This is a genomic window from Kineococcus lubricus, assembly GCF_050871965.1.
Taxonomy (GTDB): Bacteria; Actinomycetota; Actinomycetes; order Actinomycetales; family Kineococcaceae; genus Kineococcus.
On the sequence record NZ_JBJLSK010000017.1, the window covers coordinates 1 to 17,442 of the forward strand.

21 protein-coding genes and 1 pseudogene are annotated in these 17,442 nt (G+C 75.9%); 8 read left to right on the forward strand and 14 right to left on the reverse strand.

From position 1 onward, the window contains the following. Positions 1-461 precede the first annotated feature (461 nt). On the forward strand, positions 462-1,277 hold the full coding sequence (locus ACRYRX_RS14075) for a carbonic anhydrase (protein ID WP_432512714.1): 816 nt from the start codon (positions 462-464) through the stop codon (positions 1,275-1,277). 175 nt (positions 1,278-1,452) lie between these two features. Then, positions 1,453-1,677: a hypothetical protein gene (locus ACRYRX_RS14080; RefSeq protein ID WP_432512715.1), complete on the forward strand. Its 225-nt coding sequence runs from the start codon at positions 1,453-1,455 to the stop codon at positions 1,675-1,677. An 8-nt stretch (positions 1,678-1,685) separates the two neighbouring features. Here ACRYRX_RS14080 and ACRYRX_RS14085 read toward each other — a convergent pair whose 3' ends face one another. The 9 genes and pseudogenes from ACRYRX_RS14085 to ACRYRX_RS14125 all read right to left on the reverse strand — a co-directional run bounded on the left by ACRYRX_RS14085 (position 1,686) and on the right by ACRYRX_RS14125 (position 8,719). After that, positions 1,686-2,459 (reverse strand): SDR family NAD(P)-dependent oxidoreductase, encoded by a 774-nt coding sequence (locus ACRYRX_RS14085; protein WP_432512717.1) that lies wholly within the window; start codon positions 2,457-2,459, stop codon positions 1,686-1,688. Next, on the reverse strand, positions 2,456-2,953 hold the full coding sequence (locus tag ACRYRX_RS14090) for an MFS transporter (protein ID WP_432512718.1): 498 nt from the start codon (positions 2,951-2,953) through the stop codon (positions 2,456-2,458). Before ACRYRX_RS14090 ends, ACRYRX_RS14085 begins: the two co-directional genes overlap by 4 nt. An 83-nt stretch (positions 2,954-3,036) precedes the next feature. After that, positions 3,037-3,807, reverse strand: a pseudogene (locus ACRYRX_RS14095) (MFS transporter); the annotation flags it as partial. A gap of 38 nt (positions 3,808-3,845) precedes the next feature. Then, positions 3,846-5,165, reverse strand: coding sequence for a histidinol dehydrogenase (gene hisD, locus ACRYRX_RS14100; protein ID WP_432512720.1), 1,320 nt, complete (start codon positions 5,163-5,165; stop codon positions 3,846-3,848). A gap of 170 nt (positions 5,166-5,335) precedes the next feature. Next, positions 5,336-6,340, reverse strand: a complete 1,005-nt coding sequence (locus tag ACRYRX_RS14105; protein ID WP_432512721.1) for a LacI family DNA-binding transcriptional regulator — start codon at positions 6,338-6,340, stop codon at positions 5,336-5,338. 83 nt (positions 6,341-6,423) lie between these two features. Then, complete coding sequence (locus ACRYRX_RS14110; protein ID WP_432512723.1) at positions 6,424-6,654, reverse strand: hypothetical protein; 231 nt, start codon at positions 6,652-6,654, stop codon at positions 6,424-6,426. A 32-nt stretch (positions 6,655-6,686) separates the two neighbouring features. Beyond that, positions 6,687-7,139 carry a hypothetical protein gene (locus ACRYRX_RS14115; protein WP_432512724.1) on the reverse strand — a complete coding sequence of 151 codons (453 nt, stop codon included), beginning with the start codon at positions 7,137-7,139 and terminating at the stop codon, positions 6,687-6,689. Then, positions 7,136-7,669, reverse strand: coding sequence for an AAA family ATPase (locus ACRYRX_RS14120; protein WP_432512725.1), 534 nt, complete (start codon positions 7,667-7,669; stop codon positions 7,136-7,138). Before ACRYRX_RS14120 ends, ACRYRX_RS14115 begins: the two co-directional genes overlap by 4 nt. A gap of 108 nt (positions 7,670-7,777) precedes the next feature. Further along, positions 7,778-8,719 (reverse strand): SDR family oxidoreductase, encoded by a 942-nt coding sequence (locus ACRYRX_RS14125; protein ID WP_432512727.1) that lies wholly within the window; start codon positions 8,717-8,719, stop codon positions 7,778-7,780. A 61-nt stretch (positions 8,720-8,780) separates the two neighbouring features. Here ACRYRX_RS14125 and ACRYRX_RS14130 point away from each other — a divergent pair, with 61 nt between their 5' ends. Further along, entirely contained in the window at positions 8,781-9,734 is a 954-nt protein-coding gene (locus ACRYRX_RS14130) for a helix-turn-helix transcriptional regulator (protein ID WP_432512728.1), read from the forward strand. Positions 9,735-9,759: 25 nt separating this feature from the next. Here the strand turns inward: ACRYRX_RS14130 and ACRYRX_RS14135 are convergent, their stop codons facing one another. The 3 genes from ACRYRX_RS14135 to ACRYRX_RS14145 all read right to left on the reverse strand — a co-directional run bounded on the left by ACRYRX_RS14135 (position 9,760) and on the right by ACRYRX_RS14145 (position 12,245). Further along, positions 9,760-10,128 carry a hypothetical protein gene (locus tag ACRYRX_RS14135; RefSeq protein WP_432512730.1) on the reverse strand — a complete coding sequence of 123 codons (369 nt, stop codon included), beginning with the start codon at positions 10,126-10,128 and terminating at the stop codon, positions 9,760-9,762. A gap of 80 nt (positions 10,129-10,208) precedes the next feature. Continuing rightward, complete coding sequence (hflX, locus tag ACRYRX_RS14140; RefSeq protein WP_432512732.1) at positions 10,209-11,351, reverse strand: GTPase HflX; 1,143 nt, start codon at positions 11,349-11,351, stop codon at positions 10,209-10,211. A gap of 384 nt (positions 11,352-11,735) precedes the next feature. Next, the gene (locus ACRYRX_RS14145; RefSeq protein ID WP_432512734.1) at positions 11,736-12,245 is read right to left on the reverse strand and encodes a putative immunity protein; all 510 of its coding nucleotides are present in this window, start codon (positions 12,243-12,245) and stop codon (positions 11,736-11,738) included. A 152-nt stretch (positions 12,246-12,397) separates the two neighbouring features. On the opposite strand from ACRYRX_RS14145, the gene ACRYRX_RS14150 reads away from it, so the two are divergent. Next, positions 12,398-12,619 (forward strand): hypothetical protein, encoded by a 222-nt coding sequence (locus tag ACRYRX_RS14150; RefSeq protein WP_432512735.1) that lies wholly within the window; start codon positions 12,398-12,400, stop codon positions 12,617-12,619. A 10-nt stretch (positions 12,620-12,629) separates the two neighbouring features. Beyond that, positions 12,630-13,190: a Clp protease N-terminal domain-containing protein gene (locus ACRYRX_RS14155; RefSeq protein WP_432512737.1), complete on the forward strand. Its 561-nt coding sequence runs from the start codon at positions 12,630-12,632 to the stop codon at positions 13,188-13,190. 190 nt (positions 13,191-13,380) lie between these two features. Here the strand turns inward: ACRYRX_RS14155 and ACRYRX_RS14160 are convergent, their stop codons facing one another. After that, positions 13,381-14,196: an alpha/beta hydrolase gene (locus tag ACRYRX_RS14160; RefSeq protein ID WP_432512738.1), complete on the reverse strand. Its 816-nt coding sequence runs from the start codon at positions 14,194-14,196 to the stop codon at positions 13,381-13,383. 36 nt (positions 14,197-14,232) lie between these two features. On the opposite strand from ACRYRX_RS14160, the gene ACRYRX_RS14165 reads away from it, so the two are divergent. From ACRYRX_RS14165 to ACRYRX_RS14175, 3 genes are all read left to right on the forward strand, one after another. Further along, on the forward strand, positions 14,233-14,568 hold the full coding sequence (locus ACRYRX_RS14165; RefSeq protein ID WP_432512896.1) for an ArsR/SmtB family transcription factor: 336 nt from the start codon (positions 14,233-14,235) through the stop codon (positions 14,566-14,568). Next, positions 14,565-15,506 (forward strand): cation diffusion facilitator family transporter, encoded by a 942-nt coding sequence (locus ACRYRX_RS14170; RefSeq protein ID WP_432512740.1) that lies wholly within the window; start codon positions 14,565-14,567, stop codon positions 15,504-15,506. The genes ACRYRX_RS14165 and ACRYRX_RS14170 overlap by 4 nt, the downstream gene beginning before the upstream one ends. A gap of 198 nt (positions 15,507-15,704) precedes the next feature. Then, a complete protein-coding gene (locus ACRYRX_RS14175; RefSeq protein ID WP_432512742.1) occupies positions 15,705-16,061 on the forward strand; it encodes a DUF3817 domain-containing protein in 357 nt (118 codons plus the stop codon). Here the strand turns inward: ACRYRX_RS14175 and ACRYRX_RS14180 are convergent. Then, a complete protein-coding gene (locus ACRYRX_RS14180; RefSeq protein WP_432512744.1) occupies positions 16,006-17,325 on the reverse strand; it encodes a reverse transcriptase family protein in 1,320 nt (439 codons plus the stop codon). The genes ACRYRX_RS14175 and ACRYRX_RS14180 overlap by 56 nt on opposite strands. Positions 17,326-17,442: the final 117 nt, after the last annotated feature.

Consider the following 17,442-nt stretch of genomic DNA (forward strand, 5'->3'; position numbering starts at 1 on the left):
CCCCGCCCCCCCCCCGCCCCGCGCCCCCCCCCGGGCCGCCCCCCCCCCCCCCCCCCCCCCCCCCCCGCCCCCCGGCCCGCCCCCCCCCCCCCCCCCCCCCGCCGTCGACCCCACCGCTGCGACCGCCGTCAACAACCCCGACGCGATCCACCGGGACCCCACCCGTCGACTCGTCCTCATCGCCCCTCCTGAACAGGGTGTCGTGCCCGGCAGATCCCCCCCCTGGGGCCGGACGGGGCACACCCTAGGGCCGGCTCCGCCTCCCTCGTGCGGTTTTCGCCGAAACCAGTGAACGGAACTGTTGCAGCACAACACCTCCGATCCGGGAACCCGCGACCGGGAGAATCCGCCGATATTCGGGTGCACCGCCGCGCCGCGCTCCGGTAACGTTCCCGGCGCGCGTTCCGGGGGGATCGCGCACCGCGTGGCGGGGGCCACGCGGAACGATCGGGGGGAAACCGATGAACGTTCGAGGATCGACGCTGCCCGCACGAGCCGCCGACCGCCGCACCGCGGGTTCGGCGCCGGACCGGGGGACCACGAGGCGCGGGCTGCTGCGCTGGGGCGCGCTGGCCGGGGCCGGGACCGTGCTGACGGCGTGCGCGAGCGGTGGGGAACCGGCCGGACCCGGCGCGCCGCCCGGACGCCCCGAGGTGGTCGACGACCCCGACCAGGCCCTGGAGCTGCTGCGCGAGGGCAACGCGCGTTTCGTCACCGCCCACGAGCAGCACACCGCCGGCACCCTGCAACGGCGCGTGCACGTCGCCTCCGCGCAGCACCCCTTCGCGATCGTGCTCTCCTGCGCGGATTCCCGGGTCCCGCCCGAGCTCGTCTTCGACCAGGGCCTGGGGGACCTGTTCGTGGTGCGCACGGCCGGGCAGGTGCTCGCTCCCCCGGTCCTGGGCAGCATCCAGTACGGCGTCGAGCACCTGCACGTGCCGCTCGTCCTGGTCCTCGGGCACGAGAACTGCGGGGCGGTCAGCGCGACCGTCGACGCGGTCCGCCACCACAGCGCCGCCTCCGGCACCGCCATCGACTCCCTCGTCGACGCCATCCGGCCCGCCGTGGAACGAGCCCGCGCCGGCACCGACGAGACCCACCTCCTGGCCGAGGCCGTCCGCACCAACGTCGCCGCCGAGGTGAGCGCGCTCGCCGCCGACCCGTTGCTCGCCCACGCCGTGGACGCCGGGCACCTGCGCATCGTGGGCGCCACCTACGACCTGGACGACGGGCACGTCACGTTCACCGAGCCCGCGGCGGTGGGCTCGGCGGCCTGACCCGCCCGGGATCGGCCGGCCGCGCCGGGGAGGTTGACCTGCAGCGCGCTGCAGTTCCTACCGTCACCCGGGTGGTCACCGCGGGGTTCCGCGGTGACCACCCGGGTGCCTGGCACCAGGCACCGGCACCCGCACCCGCGGCGCCTCCGTCGTCGCGACACCAGGGAGGATCCCCGTGCGCACCAGCTGGACGCGAACCCCGGTCGCGGCGCGCCCGCCGTGCCGGCCCGACTGCTGGACCTGCGCGGTCGTGACCGGCCGCCCACCGGCGACCCCGCTCGGCGTGGCGCTGATCGGCGCCCTCCTCGCCCGCGCCCGGGAACGCCCCGGCCCCGCCGCGGGCGGCGGGGCCGGGGCGTCGTGGCCCTTCTCGGCGTGGCGGCAGGAGGCGCTGGGGTAGCCCGCCGCTCAGCGGGCGACCATGCCCGCCGACAGGTCGATGTCGGCGCCGCACAGGCCGGGCACGCACAGGACGGCGACGGTGGCGGTGGCGACCTCGTCCTCGGTGACCATGCGCCGCAGCGCGGCGCGGGAGACGAACTCGGCCTCGGCCGCCTGCGGCGTCGTCCCGGAGCGTTCGGCCTCGCGGGCGAAGTTGCGTTCCATCCGCGGCCCGGCGACCGGGCCCGGGGAGATCGAGTTCACCATGACGCCCTGCGGGCCGACCTCGTGCGCCAGCGTGGTCGTCAACCCGAGGACGGCCATCTTCGAGGCGGTGTAGGGCGTGCGGCCGGGCAGCGGGCGCTTGCCGCTGACCGAGGCGATGTTCACCACGTCCCCGGTCCCGCGCGCGAGCATCGGCGGCAGGAACGCGCGGGACACCAGGTAGGTCCCGCGCACGTTGACGGCGAACACCTCGTCCCACTCGTCGGGCCGGACGTCGACGAGGTCGGCGACCGGGCCGGCGACCCCGGCGTTGTTGACGAGGATGGAGATCGACTCGTCGGCCAGTTCGGCGGCGAGGGTGTCCACCGAGGCGGGGTCGGACACGTCGCACAGCGCCACCCGGGCGGCGTCGCCGACCAGCGCGGCGGTCTCCTCCAGCGGTCGCCGGGTGCGTCCCACGAGGACGACGCGGGCGCCGTGACCGGCCAGGGCGAGCGCGATGGCCCGCCCCAGCCCGTTGCCGGCGCCGGTGACCAGGGCGGTGCGGCCGCCGACGACGTCGCCGGGGGCCCTCACGGCGTCCTCACCGCGCGGTCGCCGGGCAGGGTAGTCACGCCGATCTCCTCCAGTTCCAGGTGGCGGCGGTCGGGGGCGGCGGAGATGGCGACGATCGCCACCAGGGTGCAGGCGATGGCGAACACGGCGACCGCCCACAGGCCGCCGCCGGCCCACAGCACCAGGGCGGCGGCGAGGGCGGGGGCGAAGCTGGCCAGCAGGATCGAGGCCATCTGGTAGCCGATGAAGATCCCGGAGTAGCGCACGGCCGTGGGGAACATCTCGCAGTACAGCGCGGGCAGCGGTGCGTAGACCATGGCGTGCCCGAGCGCCATGAAGACCACGACGCCGAGGGTGATCGCCCACAGCTGCCCGGTCTGCACGAGCGCGAACACCGGCCAGGTGGTGACCACGATGACCGCGGCGCCGATGAGGAACGTCCGGGGCCGTCCGATGCGGTCCGACAGCGCGCCGAAGACGGGGATGAGCGCGATGTTCGCGGCCGCCCCGGCCATCGAGGCGATGAGGCGTAGCTGCGCGGGGCCCCCAGGTTCGTGGTGACGTAGGAGAGGACGAAGGTGGTGAACAGGTAGTAGTTCCCCGCCTCGGCGAACCGGCCGAAGACCGCGACGAGCAGCGGGCGCTTGTGCTCGCGGAACAGCACGACGGCGGGCGCCTTGCGCTGCTCCATCTCGGCGTCCATCTTCGCCTTCTCCGCCAGGAAGGCGGGGCTCTCGGTGGCGCGCAGGCGGATCACCAGGCCGACGGCGGCCAGGGCGATCGCCAGCAGGAACGGCAGGCGCCAGCCCCACGCCGCGAAGGCGTCGCCGGAGACCCAGGCCGACAGCGAAACGGCCGCGGTGCCGAGCAGCAGACCGGCGGACACCCCGATCTGCGGCCACGCGCCGAAGAAACCGCGCCGGCGCCGGGGGGCGTTCTCGACCGCGATGATCGCGGCCCCGCCCCACTCCCCGCCGACGGCGAAACCCTGCGCCAGGCGCAGCACGCACAGCAGCAGCGGCGCGGCCACCCCGATCTGGGCGTAGGTCGGCATCAGGCCGATCGCGGCGGTGGCGACGGTCATCACCGAGAAGGTGAGGATGAGCGTCGACTTGCGCCCGATGCGGTCACCGAGGTGGCCGGCGACGACCGCCCCCAGCGGCCGGGCGAGGAACCCGACGCCGAAGGAGGCCAGGGAGACGATCTGCCCCACGCCGCTGGAGAGGTTGGGGAAGAACAGCTCGCCGAACACCAGCGCGGCGGCCGTCCCGTAGATCGTGTACTCGTACCACTCGACGACCGCGCCGATGGTCCCGGACTGCAGGGACCGGCGGCGCAGTTGCCGGGGGGTGGGTGGGGTCTGCTCCATCGGGGATCTCCGTCGATCGGTGGTGGGAGGGTTCCCCCTCAGGCGGGGGCGCCCTGGAAGTGGTCGCTCCAGGTCAGCGGTGCGCCGGCGTACTTGGCGGCGCGCACGTCGCCGGACCGGGCGTGGCCCTCGAACAGCTCCACGCGCGCGGCGCGCCCGCACAGGGTCCCCAGCCGCGCGGAGGCGTCCTGGTCGCGCACCTCCTGGTAGGTGACGGTGCGCAGGTACTTCCCGACCCACAGGCCACCGGTGTAGCGCGCGGCGCCGCGGGTGGGCAGGACGTGGTTGGTGCCGATCACCTTGTCCCCGTAGGAGACGCAGGTCCCCTCGCCGAGGAACAGCGCCCCGTAGGCGTTCATCTTCTCCAGGGCCAGGCGGGGTTCGGCGGTGAGGACCTGGACGTGCTCGAAGGCGAACCCGTCGGCGATCCGGTAGGCCTCGTCGAGGTCGTCGGCGACGATCACCTGGCCGTGGTCGCGCCAGGCGGGGCCGGCGATGTCGCCGGTCGGCATGCCGGGCAGGATCTGCTCGACGTGTTCCAGGACGCGGCGGCCGAGTTCCTCGCTGGTGGTGACGAGGACGGCCGGGGAGTCGGGGCCGTGCTCGGCCTGGGACAGCAGGTCCACGGCCACGACGAACGGGTCGGCGCTGTCGTCGGCGACGACGAGGATCTCGGTGGGCCCGGCGAACAGGTCGATGCCCACCTCGCCGAACAACTGCCGCTTGGCCTCGGCGACGTAGGCGTTGCCCGGGCCGGCCAGCATGTCGACGCGCGCGATGCTCTCGGTGCCGACGGCCATGGCGGCGACCGCCTGCACCCCGCCCAGGACGTGGATCTCGTCGGCGCCGGCCAGGTGCATGGCGGCGATCGTCGCGGCGGGGACCTCGCCGCGGATGGGGGGCGTGCAGGCCACGACGCGCGGCACCCCGGCCACCTTGGCCGTCACGATGGTCATGTGCGCCGAGGCGGTCAGGGGGTACCGGCCGCCGGGGACGTACGCGCCGACGGCGGCGACGGGCAGGTGCCGGTGCCCGAGGAACACCCCGGGCTCGGTCTCCACCTCGACGTCGGTCATGGACGCCCGCTGGGCCTCGGCGAAGCGGCGGACGTTGGCCTGCACGGTCGTGATGTCGTCGATGACCTGCTGCGGCAGGGTGGCGACGATCTCCTCGACCTGCTCGGGGCTCAGGCGGGTGGACTCCGGTTCCCAGCGGTCGAAGCGGGCGGACAGCTCGCGCACCGCCGCGTCCCCGCGGGTGCGCACGTCGGCGATGATCCCGCGCACGGTCCCCGCGACCGTGTCGTCCCCGGCGAACGAGGCGGGGGTCGCGGTGGCGGTCTTCAGGGTGTGGGACATCTCAGCTCCGTGGGTGACGTCGGTGTCTCGGTCCTGGTGGTCGCGGTCCTCGCGGCGGCGCCGTCGTCCCGGACCGTCGGGCGGTGGCTCAAGATCGTTGGATACGTATCCAACGAGTGGTGCCACCGTAGGCGCCGGGCCCCGGCCCGTCAACCGGCGACCGTCCGCCCTCAGTCCCCCGGGGGCGCGGTCGTGCTGCGTCGCACCAAGTCCACCGGCAGCACCTCGTGCCGCAGCGGCGCGTCCGGGTCCGCCAGCCGGTCCAGCAGCAGCCGTGCGGCCACCTCCGCGATGCGGGACAGCGGCTGGCGCACCGTCGTCAGCGCGATCCGCTCCCAGGACGACGCCGGTGCGTCGTCGCAGCCGACGACGCTGAGCCCGCCGGGCACGTCGACGCCCTCGGCGGTGGCGGCGTTCAGGGCCGCGTGCGCCATCACGTCGTTGTGGCAGAACAGCGCGGTCGGACGGCGGGGACCGCGCAGCAGCTCACGCACCGCCGCGTGGCTGGTGGCGTAGTCGTAACCGCCCGGCACGGTGACCAGTTCCGCCTCCGGCGCGCGTTCGGCCAGCCGCGCCCGGAAACCCGCCGCGCGCTGCTCGGCGGTGCTCGCCCGCGCGGTGCCGCAGAGCATGCCCAGGCGGCGGTGCCCCAGGTCCAGCAGGTGGTCGGCGGCCAGCCGCGCCGCGCCGGCGTTGTCCGCCTCGACCTGGTCGCCGGGGAAACCCGCGATGGTCCGGTGGCACAGCACCACCGGGATCCCGTGCTCGCTCACCGGCCACGCCAGCGGGTCGTCGCGGACGGCGGAGCTGAACACCACCCCGTCGACCCGCTCGCGACGCAGCACCGCCAGGCTCTCCTGCGGCGTCGTCACGTCGCTGAGCAGCAGCAACCGCAGCCCCCGCTCGTGCAGGACGCGCTCCACCGCCCGCACCATGACCGGGTAGAAGGGGTTGGTCAGGTCCCGGACGACGACCCCGACCAGGCCGCTGCGGGCGCCGACCAGCGCCCGGGCCGCCGAGTTCGGCTGGTAGTCGTGCCGGGCGAGGACCTCCAGCACCCGGCGGCGGGTCTCCGGCGCCACGCTGCCGCCGTTGAGGACCCGCGAGACCGTCGACTGCGCCACCCCCGCCTCACGGGCGATCTGGACGCTGGAGACGGCCGGTCGCCGAGCCATCGTGTCGCTCCTCGGAGGTGGGTGGGCGGCGGGGCCGGCCGTGCCCCGTCGACGCCGTGGAGCTTAGTGGCGGCCCGGCCCGCTCAGCTCGTGGCGAGGGCGACGCCCCACTGCGAGGGGTCGTCGCGGGGTTCGGTGCCGGAGGCGACGAAGGGCGACGCCCCGGCGGCCCCGGCGGCCCCGGCGGCCCCGGCGGCCCCGGCGGCCCCGGCGGCCCCGGCGGCCTGGAAGGCGACGTCCCAGGCCTCCGGGCCGGCGGCGGCGGGGTCGCCGCCCGAGCAGGCGGCCAGGCCGCTCAGCGCCGGCGACGTCACCGGGATCCGGCCGCGGCGCGGGGGCGACGGCCTCAGTCCAGGCTCCAGGTCACCAGCGCGCCGCCGAACGGGGTGAACCTCACCACCGTCGCGGACACCAGCAGCGCCAGGACCACGAGGTGCAGCACGACGCGGCGCGGGGCGCGGCGCTCCGCCGCCGACCGCAGGGCGAACGCGCTGACCACGGCCGCGGGTGCGGTGAGCAACCAGCCGGCGAACGCCGCGCAGACCCCGGCCAGTCTCACCAGCGCCCCGAGGAGGCCGGCGTCGGCGGGCCACAGCCCCTTCGGGTCGTGGGCGCCACCGGTCAGTTCCGCGTGGGACAGGTGGTGGAGGTCGTGGACGACGTGGGGCAGCAGGACGCCCCCCGCGTAGGCCGCCACCACCAGGAGCCCGACGACCGAACCGACGGCCACCAGCGCGGGGGCGGGCACGAACGGCGTCTCCCTCGGGTGGGCGGTGCTCCCCGGGAACGTGGAGGTCACGGCGACGGCCTGGCAGAGGACCCCGGACGACGCAGGTGGTCCAGCGCCTCCGCCGTCAGCTCGTCCAGGGGACGGAGGGAATCCAGCACCAGCCGGTCCTGCCGCCAGTCGGTGAACGCCGCCCGCCGGGCCTCGACCGATGCCCACGTCGGCTCGGGGAACCCGTCCAGGTCGCGGCGCCGCCCCAGCAGGCGTTCCCGGTGCACCTGCGGGTCGGAGCAGCGGACCTCGAGGAAGTGCAGGGGAACCCCCTCGCGGTCGGCCAGTCCCCTCCAGGCCGCGCGCGCCTCGGCGGCGTCGTTGACGGCGTCGACGACCACCGTCAGGCCCAGGCGCAGGTTCTCCGCGGCGAGGGTCTGGACCACGGCGTAGGCGGCGACACCGGTGGGTTCCCCGCGCCCGACCCCGGCCCGCCAGACCGCGGCCTCGACCGGGTCCACGGACAGGACCGGCGCGGCCAGCGCCCGGGCCAGCTCGCCGGCCAGTGCGCTCTTGCCGGCGGCGGGCAGCCCGCACATCGCGATCAGCACGCGGGCAGCCTCGGCGTCCCCGCGGGGGACGTCAAGGCCCACCGGCCCGCGGCGACCTCCCGCTCGGCGTGGTGGGCGGGGATGCGCGACCCGTGGACGCGGGACCGGTCAGCGGTACCCCGTGACGTCGGCGGGCAGCCCCTTCTCGCGGACCTCCTCGATGTAGCGCCAGGCGTCCGGCCGCGAACCGTCGGCGTCGGTGGTGCCGTAGTGCTCGGCCAGCTGGTACGAGGTGACCGACGCCCGGTTCCAGCGGGCCCTGCCGGGGTCGGCGGCCAGCGCGGCCACCGCGCGCCCGATCATCGCGGGCGATTCGGAGACGGCGAAGTCGGCCGGGTCGGGGCCGTCGGTCTTCGGCCGGGTCGTCGCCTCCAGCCAGTTCTCCTCGCGCACCCCGAAGACGTCGAGCATCATCTCCGACCGCAGCCAGCCGGGGGTGACGGCGACGGCCGTGCCGCCGACGCGTTCCAGCTCGTGCCCCTGCGCCCAGGCGAGGCGGTTCACGGCGTGCTTGGTGACGTCCATGAACACCGTCTCGCGGAAGCGCGGGGTGTTGAACGCGGTCGTGCCGTCGGTGACCTCGACGACGAGCCCGCCGGGCCGGCGGGTCAGCAGGCCCAGGGCGACGGCGCTGGTGACGAGGTGGGTCTCCAGACCGGCGCGCAGCAGGGCCAGGCCGCGGTCGAGGTCGTACTCCCACAGCGGTTTGCCGAAGTCGACGTAGTGCTCACCGCCGATGTCGTTGACCAGGACGTCCAGCCGTCCCCGCTCCTCGTCGACGCGCCGCACGAGCGCGCGCACCTGGGCGGGGTCGAGGTGGTCGGTGACGCAGGCGATGCCGGTGCCGCCGGCGGCGTCGACCAGTTCGGCGGTCTGCTCGACCGTCTCGGGACGGTCGTAGTCCGACCGGTGGCCGCGGCTGCTGCGGCCGCTGCAGTAGACGGTGGCGCCGGCGGCACCCAGGGCGACGGCGATCCCGCGCCCGGCGCCGCGGGTGGCTCCGGCGACGAGCGCGACGGAACCGGTCAGGGGTTTCTCCGTGGAGGTCACGACACCCACCGTGGGGCACGGACCTGACACCTGCTGTCAGGTCCGCCGCTACGGTCGGCGGGTGCGTTCCTCCCGGCTGGTGGCCCTCCTGCTGTGCGTCCAGCGCGACCGCCGCACCACCGCGCCCGCGCTGGCGGCCGAGCTGGGCGTCTCGGTCCGCACCGTCTACCGCGACGTCGAGGCGCTGCAGCTGGCCGGGGCGCCGCTGTACGCGGTGCAGGGCGCCGGCGGGGGGATCGGCATCGTCGACCGGTGGCGCTCCCCGGTCGAGGGCCTGTCCCCCGACGAGGTGACCGCGCTCGGGCTCGGCGGCGCCGCGGCCGCCGACCTGGGCCTGGGCGCGGTGCTCGCCGTCGCCCGTTCCAAGCTGCGTTCCGGCCTGCCCGCGCGGGTGCAGGCGCAGCTGGACGTGGTGAACCAGCGCGTGCTGCTGGACACCACCGGCTGGTTCCGTCCCGCGACGCCGGAGGAGGCGCTGGGTGACCTCGCGCGGGCCGTCTGGACCGGCCACCGCGTCGACGTGCGCTACCGCCGCGGTGAGCGCACCGTGGCGCGCCGGCTCGACCCGCTCGGCCTCGTGCTCAAGGCGGGCCGGTGGTACCTGGTCGCGGCGCACCGGGGGACGCCGCGCACGTACCGCACCGCGCGGGTGGGATCCGTGACGCTGCGCGCCGAGACCGTGGTGCGCCCGGAGGGTTTCGACCTGCACGACTACTGGCGCGACGCCGCCGACGCGTTCGACGCCGACCTGCGCCGCGTGCGGGTCCGGCTGGTCCTGCCCGCCGCGAACCTGCCCGACCTGCTGCGGCACGTCCCGGGCCGGCTCACCGCCGCGGCCGCGCAGGACGCCGTGGCGCTGCCCGACGGGCGGGTGGAGGTCCGGCTGGGGGTGGAGGGCGTCGACGTCGCCGCCGACCAGTTGTGCGCGGTGCCCGGCGTGCGGGTCCTCGAACCGCCGGAGCTGCGCGAACGGCTGCGCGAGCGCGGGGAGCACCTGGCGCGCGCGCACCGGTGAACGGCGGACGCGTGCCGCCCCCCGGTCAGTGCTTGGGCACGTCGCACCACACCCGGGTGCACCCCGGCAGCTGCCGCCAGCCCCACTGGCGGCTCAGGCCGTTCAGCAGGGACTCCGCCTCCGCGCTCACCTCGACGTCGGCCGACCCGGCCAGGTCCACGAGGACGCTCAGCTCCCCGGGGTGGTCCCGCACGGCCAGGGTGAGGACGTGGCGCGCCCGTCCCCCGACGGCCATCAACTCCCCCGCGACCTGGACGACGTCACCCGCGCAGTCGTCGGGCACCCCGCTCTGCTGGGCGTACAGGCCGAGGAAGCGCCGGGCCTGGAACAGCGCCTCGGCGCCGGGCGCCAGGGCGAGGTGGACCTCGTCCGGCGTGTTCGCGGTGGGGATCACGGTTCTTCCTCCTGGGTGGTCGTCGTGGTGGGGGTCGGGGACGTGGGAGGGCCGGGCGGGCGGAGGGTTCAGGTCCCCGCTCAGGGTTCGCGACGCAGCCGGTGGGCCAGGGCCGAGCGCAGTTCGGGGACACCCTCGCCCGTGAGCGCGGAGACGGTCAGCGCCTGCGGGTGGAGCCGTTGCAGCTCGGTCACCCGGTCCGGCGGTGCCACGTCCACCTTGTTCAGGACGAGCAGTTCGGGCACGTCGGCGGCGCCGATCTCCCGCAGGACCCCGCGCACCGTGCTCAGCCGGTCCAGGGCGTCGGGAGCCGCGGCGTCCACCACGTGCACCGCCAGGTCGGCCTGGACGACCTCCTCCAGCGTGGAGTGGAAGGCGTCCACGAGCTGGTGCGGCAGGTTGCGCACGAAACCCACGGTGTCGGTGAGGGTGAACGCGACGTCCTCGACGACGATCCGGCGCACCGTGGGGTCCAGGGTGGCGAACAACTCCGCGCGCACCTCGACGTCGGCGGCCGCGAGCCGGTTCAGCAGGGCCGACTTGCCCACGTCGGTGTACCCGGTCAGCGCGGCGGAGGGGACGGCGTTGCGGGAGCGGCGGTCGCGGGTCCGCTGCCGCCGGGCCGCGATCGCGGTGGCCTGCCGGCGGAGGTCGTTGGCCCGCCGCCGCAACCGGCGGCGCTCGGACTCCAGCCGCGTCTCACCGGGCCCGCGGACACCGATGCCCTGACCGGCCGCCACCCGGCCGCCCCCGACCCGGGACAGGTTCCGTGAACTCCCCCGCAGGCGGGGCAGCTGGTACGCGATCTGCGCGAGTTCCACCTGGGTCCGGCCCTCGCTGCTGCGCGCGTGCTGGGCGAAGATGTCCAGCACCAGGGCCGTGCGGTCCACCACCCGCACCCCGAGTCCACCCTCGAGGGAACGCACCTGCGCGGGGCTGAGTTCGTCGTCGGCGATGACCAGGCGCGCGCCGGTGCGCTGGAGGGCGTCGGCGACCTCGGCCACCTTGCCGCGGCCGACGTACGTCGCCGGGTCGGGGTGGTCGCGGTTCTGCCGCACGTCGACGGTGATCTCGACGCCGTCGGTCGCGGCGAGCCGGTGCAGTTCGTGCAGGGCGTCGTCGACGTCGTGCTCGCCGGTATCCACCGCCAGCGCGACGGCCGTCAGCGTCTCGTCCTCGGCGGGGGCGTCGGGGGACCTCCCGACGAGCCAGTTTCCGGGCACGGCGTCCTCCTGGGTTCCGGGGTCGGCGGTGAGCAGGGGTGGTTCGCGGCGGCCGTGGCCGGCTACCGGGTGAGGGGAACGCCGTCGTCCACGGGCGACGCCGACGGGTGTCCCCCACGGGCACGGGAAACCCCGCGAGGGGGTCAGGGGAACCGGGGTGGGAGCCGCCCTGCGCCCACGACGACGGGCAGCGCGTCGTCGGGTTCACGGCCCGGCGGGCCAGGGGTGCCAGGGGTGGTTTTGATCCGCTGGAGGGGCACGTTCGCCTCCGTGGGCTGGTTCTGCGCCCTCGCTTGGACCCTTCGAAGGCTAACACGCAGCCCGTTCCGGAGCCTCCCGAGCGCGGGTTCCCGGCCCCACCCCGAACCGCGCGGATGGGGCAGGTCAGTCGTCGAAGGCGGACCAGCAGATCGCGCTGCGCCGGGCCTGGTCCTCCAGGACCAGCGCGCGGACCGGTTCGGGGAGCCGTTCGCGCTGCCAGTCCCGTTCGGCGCGCCCGGCGGTGGGGTCGGCGGGATTCGCCGCCCGGGCGGCCTTGACGGCGTACGCGGCGGCCCCGAGGTCGTGCTCGGGGACGTGGGGGACGCAGGCGGCCTGACCGGCGGCGTGGGCGGCGTGGCGCGCGGCGCCGCGCAGGGGACGGGCCGCCGCCATCGCGTGGCCGCCCCGAGCGCGGGCGTCCATCATCCGCAGCTCCCCCGCGGCCCAGGCGCGGGCGGCCCGGACGGCCTCGCGCGGGCGGGTGTCCCCGGGGTTCCCGTCCTCGAAGAGGGGCAGGACGTGCTCGGCGCACTCGGCGGCCCACCGGGCGAGGAGCCGGTGGTCGGCGTCGGTGAGGGTCCCGCCGCGGCGGATCGTGACCAGTCGCGGGTCGCGGACCTCGGGGAGGATCACCGGGCCAGCGTGCCGGGCGCGGGCCGTCCGCGCACGCCGCGCCGGGGCGTCACCGCCGGGCAGCGGCAGCCGGGTGGCGCGGGACGGACGGGCCTCCGGACCGAGCGTCAACAAGGGTTGACTTCCGGCCGATCGTCAACCACAGTTGACCCATGAGCGGAACCACCGACCAGGACCACCTGGTCACCCGCGGCACCGACCCCGACCCCGCGGTCGGCCTGCGGGCCGTCGCGGCGCTGCGCCGGTTGCTGGAGCAGCTCGAGGACCTGCAGGTCGCCCAGGCCCGCCGGCTCGGCTGGTCCTGGGCCGACATCGCCGGGGCCCTCGGCGTCACGAAGCAGGCCGTCCACAAGAAGCACGCCCGTCGCACCTGAGGAGGAACCCGTGTTCGAACGTTTCACCCGCAACGCCCGCACCGCGGTGATCACCGCCCAGGAGGAGGCCCGGCAGTTGCGGCACCACCGCATCGGCGAGGAGCACGTCCTGCTGGGGTGCCTGGCGACCCCGTCGGTCGCCGAGCGGATCCTGACCGGCGCCGGGGCGGACCTGACGACCGTCCGCGAGGTCGTCCGCCGGGACGGACCCCCCGACGACGACGCCGAGGCGCTGCGGTCGCTGGGGATCGACCTGGAGGAGGTCCGCCGCCGCGCCGAGGCGTCCTTCGGGCCGGGCGCGCTGGACCGGGCACCGCGCCGCCGGCGCCTGTTCGGGCGCGGGCTGCCGGGGCACGTCCCGTTCGACCGCAGCGGCAAGAAGGTCCTGGAGGACTCGCTCCGGGTCGCCCTGTCGTTGCGGCACAACTACATCGGGACCGAGCACGTGCTGCTGGCGATGCTGGGGCACACCGAGGGCCGGGCGGTCCGGGTGCTGCGCGAGGCCGGGGTGACCCTCGACCGCGCGACGGCGACCGACCTCGTGCTGGCCGAACTGCGCAAGAGCGCCTGACCGCGCCGGACCCGGTCGGGGTCGACGCCCCCCTTCGTCCCCGGGTGCGACCTCGCCGGGACCGCGAGCGGTTCGCCGCCCGGCTGCGGGGACCCCGGTCAGGTGTTCGCGCTGCTCGCCGGGGTCGCGGGGACGGTGCGGCCGGCCGGGTCCCGCACGGTCCTGGGCGAGGTCGTCCTGCCGCCGCGGCTCACGCCGTGAGGTCGGGCGCCGACGCGATCCACCGCAGCACCCGGCGCAGGCTGGCGTCGAACCGCGGGCCGGGACGGTTCAGGTGCCCGTGCTCGGTGCCCGGTTCGCAGCAGGAGAACACCGGCGTCCCGGCCAGGACGAGCCGGCGGGCGAACTCGTCGGCCGAACCCCGCAACCCGTCGGCCTCGCTGGTGAGCACGAACGTCGGCGGGAAACCCGTCAGGTCGGCCGTCCCGGGGACCGCCGCGGCCGGCGCGCTGCCGGGCTCGGCCGGCCCCCCGAGGTACCCGGCGTACATGGCGGCGACGTCGGCCGCGCCCCAGCGCTGCCCCTCCGGCAACCCCGCCACGGCCGCGGCGGCCGCCGGGGACGGCTCGGGCGGGACGTCGTGCAGGGTCGGGTAGGCCAGGAACACCGCCGCCGGCGGCTGCTCGCCGCCGGCCAGCAGGCGCAGCACGGCCCCGGCGGCGAGGTTCCCGCCCGCGCTGGCCCCGCCGAGCTGGACGAGCTCCGGGCGCACCCCCGCGGCCAGGGCGAACTCCCGGCCCCACCGCCAGGCCGCCAGCACGTCGTCGGAGGGGACCGGGTAGCACGTGCCCGGCCCGGCGAGCCGGTAGCCCACCGCGACGACGAGGACCCCGTTCTCCTGCAGGCGGCGGGCGACCGCGTCGGACTCGGGCATCTCCAGGTCCCCGGCCACGAAGGCACCCCCGTGCGCCCACACGAGAGCGGCTGCGGGGGCGCCGACGGGTTCGTAGACCCGGACGTCGACGTCGCCGTGCGGACCGGGGACACGTTCGTCGTGGACGATCACGAGGTCACCGTACCCACCGCGTCGATCCACTTCCCGATGTACCGTCGGGGGGTGATCGCGACCCCCGCGCAGGTCCTCGCGCGCTTCGGCCACGCCCTGTCCGACCCCACCCGGTCGCGGTTGCTGCTGGCGCTGCGCGAAGCCCCCGGCTACCCCGCCGAGCTGGCCGACGCCCTCGGCGTCTCGCGCCAGTCGCTGTCGAACCACCTGTCCTGCCTGCGCGGGTGCGGGCTCGTCGTCTCCGTCCCCGAGGGCCGCCGCGTCCGCTACGAGATCGCCGACCAGCGCCTGGGCCACGCCCTCGACGACCTGCTCGGCGTGGTGGTGGCCGTCAGCGAGGACCTCTGCGCGGCCGCGGGCGCGGCCTCGTGAGCGCGGGCCACGGCCACGGCCACGGCCACGGGCACGGGCACGGGCACGGCGGTCAGGACCGGCGGCGGCTGGCCGGGGCGCTCGCCGTCACCGCCACCGTCCTCGTCGCCGAGGCCGTCGGGGCGTTCGTGTCCGGGTCCCTGGCGCTGCTGGCCGACGCCGGGCACATGCTCACCGACGTCGCGGGCCTGACCGTCGCCCTCATCGCCGCGGCCCTCGCCGCCCGGCCCGCCTCCGCGCAGCGGACCTGGGGGTACCGCCGGGCCGAGGTGCTCGCCGCCACGTTCCAGGCCGCGGCCCTGCTGGCCGTCGGGGTGTTCGTCCTCGTCGAGGGCGTCCGCCGGCTCCTCGAACCGCCGGAGGTGCACTCCACGGCCATGCTGGTCTTCGGCGTCGTCGGCCTGGCCGGCAACGCCGTCGCGCTGTGGCTGCTGCTGCGCGGCGGCGGGCAGGCCAACGTCAACGTGCGCGCCGCCGTCCTGGAGGTCGTCAACGACGGCCTGGGCTCGATCGCGGTCCTCGTCGCCGCCGCCGTGATCGCCGCGACGGGGTGGACCCGCGCGGACGCCGTCGTCTCCCTCGTCATCGGCGCCCTCATCGTGCCCCGCACCCTGAAGCTGCTGCGGGAGACCACCTCCGTGCTGCTGGAGTCCACCCCGCCCGGCCTGGACCTGGAGGACGTGCGGCGGCACCTGCTCGAACTCCCCCACGTCCACGCCGTCCACGACCTGCACGCCAGCCAGATCACCTCCGGCCTGCCGGTCCTGTCGGCGCACGTCGTCCTCGACGACTCCTGCTTCCACGACGGGCACGCCCCGGAGATCCTGGACCGGTTGCAGGCGTGCGTCGCCGAGCACTTCCCCGTCGCCGTGGAGCACGCGACGTTCCAGCTCGAACCCGTCGGCCACGCCGGGCACGAGACGTCCACGCACGACTGAACCTGACCGGGTGCACCCGCAGCGCCCCGGCGACCCTCCGCCTCCCACCGCGGCGATCAAGGATTCCTGAGTCCTTGATCGCCGCGGTGGGGAGGCGGGGACGACGTGCGGGGTGAGGGATCACACACCGTCCGCGGCCTCACCCTCCCCCGCCGAGCGTCAGACTTGGGGGACGACCCACCAGGAGGAGGACCCCCCATGACGTCCGGGCCGCTCGCCGCCCGCTGGTTCCGCGTCATCGCGATCTTCGAGGCGATCACGTGGACCGCGCTGCTCATCGCGATGTTCCTCAAGTACGTCGTCGACGCGCCGCACGAGGGAGGTGTCCCCGTCGTCGGGATGGTCCACGGCATCGCGTTCGTCGTCTACCTGCTGTCGACGCTGTGGGCGGGGATCACGCTGCGCTGGAGCATCTGGAACGTCCTGGCCGGTCTGGCCTCCGGTTTCCCGCCGTTCGGGACCGTCGTGTTCGAGCGGTGGGTGCTGCGCCGCGGCAAGCTCACCACCGGATCTGCTCGAAGCTCCGCCGCAGCCGCCGCCCCTTCGCGGGGTTGACGTGCTCCACCCGTGACACCCGGGCCAGCAGGTGCGCCCGGAAGTCCGGGTGACCGTCCCGGTCCTGGGTGCCCGGGCCGTGCTGCACGCAGTTGTGCAGCACGGCCTTCAGCCGGTCGAACTCCTCACGCGGCACGTTCGGGCGCTCGTTGACGACGAGACCGGTGACCAGCTGGCGGGAGCCGGCCCCGCGGACCCGCGTCTTGCCCCGGTTCAGCGTGAAACCCTCGTCCACCACGACGGCCTCGACCGCGCGCCGCAGCCGGGCCGGGTGCAGACCGGTCGTCGAGGAGAACGTCAGGTCGTCGGCGTACCGGGTGTACGTCGCCCCCACCGCCCGCGCCAGCCCGGCCAGCCGCCGGTCCAGCCCCCGCGCGCACAGGTTCGCCAGCGCCGGTGACGTCGGCGCCCCCTGCGGCAGGTGGGCCCGGGACAGGTTGCGCCGCAGCCGGAACCGTTCCTCCGGTGATCCCCCGTCCGGCACCGCCCGCAGGTCCCGCAGCGGCGTCACGTGCGTCACCAGTCCCGTCAGCAGGTGCGCCACCGGTTCGGGGTACCCCGTGGAGCGGAAGCACCGGTAGACCGCGGACGCCGGGACGGAGGCGAAGAAACCCTCCAGGTCGAACCGGACGACCGTCCGGGCCAGGACGTGGTCCCACGCCCCCGTCAGCGCCGAGCGGCCCGCCACGAAACCGTGCGCCGCGTCGTGGACCTCCAGACGGTCCAGGACCTCGTGCAGCACCTCGCGCTGCACCGCCTTCAGCCGCGGCCGGGGCACCTCCAGCAGCCGGGGCGCGCCCCGCTTGGCGACCCACCGGGCCCGGTAGTGGTGCAACGCCGAACCTCCCGCGCGGACCTGGAACCGGCGCACGTCGGCGAACCACTCCAGCTGCCCGACCTCCAGCCCGAGGAAACCGGCGAGGTCGGCGACGGTGTCGAGCTCGGGGGCGCGGGAACGGTTGCGGCCCATCCGCGTGGTCGCCGTCGCCAGGTGCGCCACCCGCAGCGGCTCCCCCGCGCGGGCCGCGGCCGCGCGGGCCGCCGCGTACGGGGCGCAGCCGCGCACGAACGCGTCCAGCGCCCGCGGCGCGTCGGACGGCGGTCGCGGGAACCGTTCCAGGACCCGCGCCGCGAGCTGACCGACCCACCGCGCCCGGGGTCGCCCCACCGCCCGGCGACCGCGGTCGGTGAGCGCGGGCGTCGTCCACGGCCCGTCGAGGAACGCCGCGCTCAGCGCGGCGGCGACGGCGTCGGGTTCACGCACGCGTGCGGTGGGGCCGGGCGACCCGTCCTGCGGTGCGGGATCCCTGGTGCGCGCAGCGCACGGCGGATCCTGCGACGTCGTGCCGAACTCCTCCTGCTGTCCCCGGGGTGACCCCGG

Coding starts and splice junctions, on each gene's coding strand:
- ACRYRX_RS14075 (WP_432512714.1), top strand. CDS start 462: ATGAACGTTCGAGGATCGACGCTGCCCGCACGAGCCGCCGACCGCCGC.
- ACRYRX_RS14150 (WP_432512735.1), top strand. CDS start 12,398: ATGAGCGGAACCACCGACCAGGACCACCTGGTCACCCGCGGCACCGAC.
- ACRYRX_RS14165 (WP_432512896.1), top strand. CDS start 14,233: ATGTACCGTCGGGGGGTGATCGCGACCCCCGCGCAGGTCCTCGCGCGC.
- ACRYRX_RS14090 (WP_432512718.1), bottom strand. CDS start 2,953: ATGGCCGGGGCGGCCGCGAACATCGCGCTCATCCCCGTCTTCGGCGCG.
- ACRYRX_RS14175 (WP_432512742.1), top strand. CDS start 15,705: ATGACGTCCGGGCCGCTCGCCGCCCGCTGGTTCCGCGTCATCGCGATC.
- ACRYRX_RS14105 (WP_432512721.1), bottom strand. CDS start 6,340: ATGGCTCGGCGACCGGCCGTCTCCAGCGTCCAGATCGCCCGTGAGGCG.
- hisD (WP_432512720.1), bottom strand. CDS start 5,165: ATGTCCCACACCCTGAAGACCGCCACCGCGACCCCCGCCTCGTTCGCC.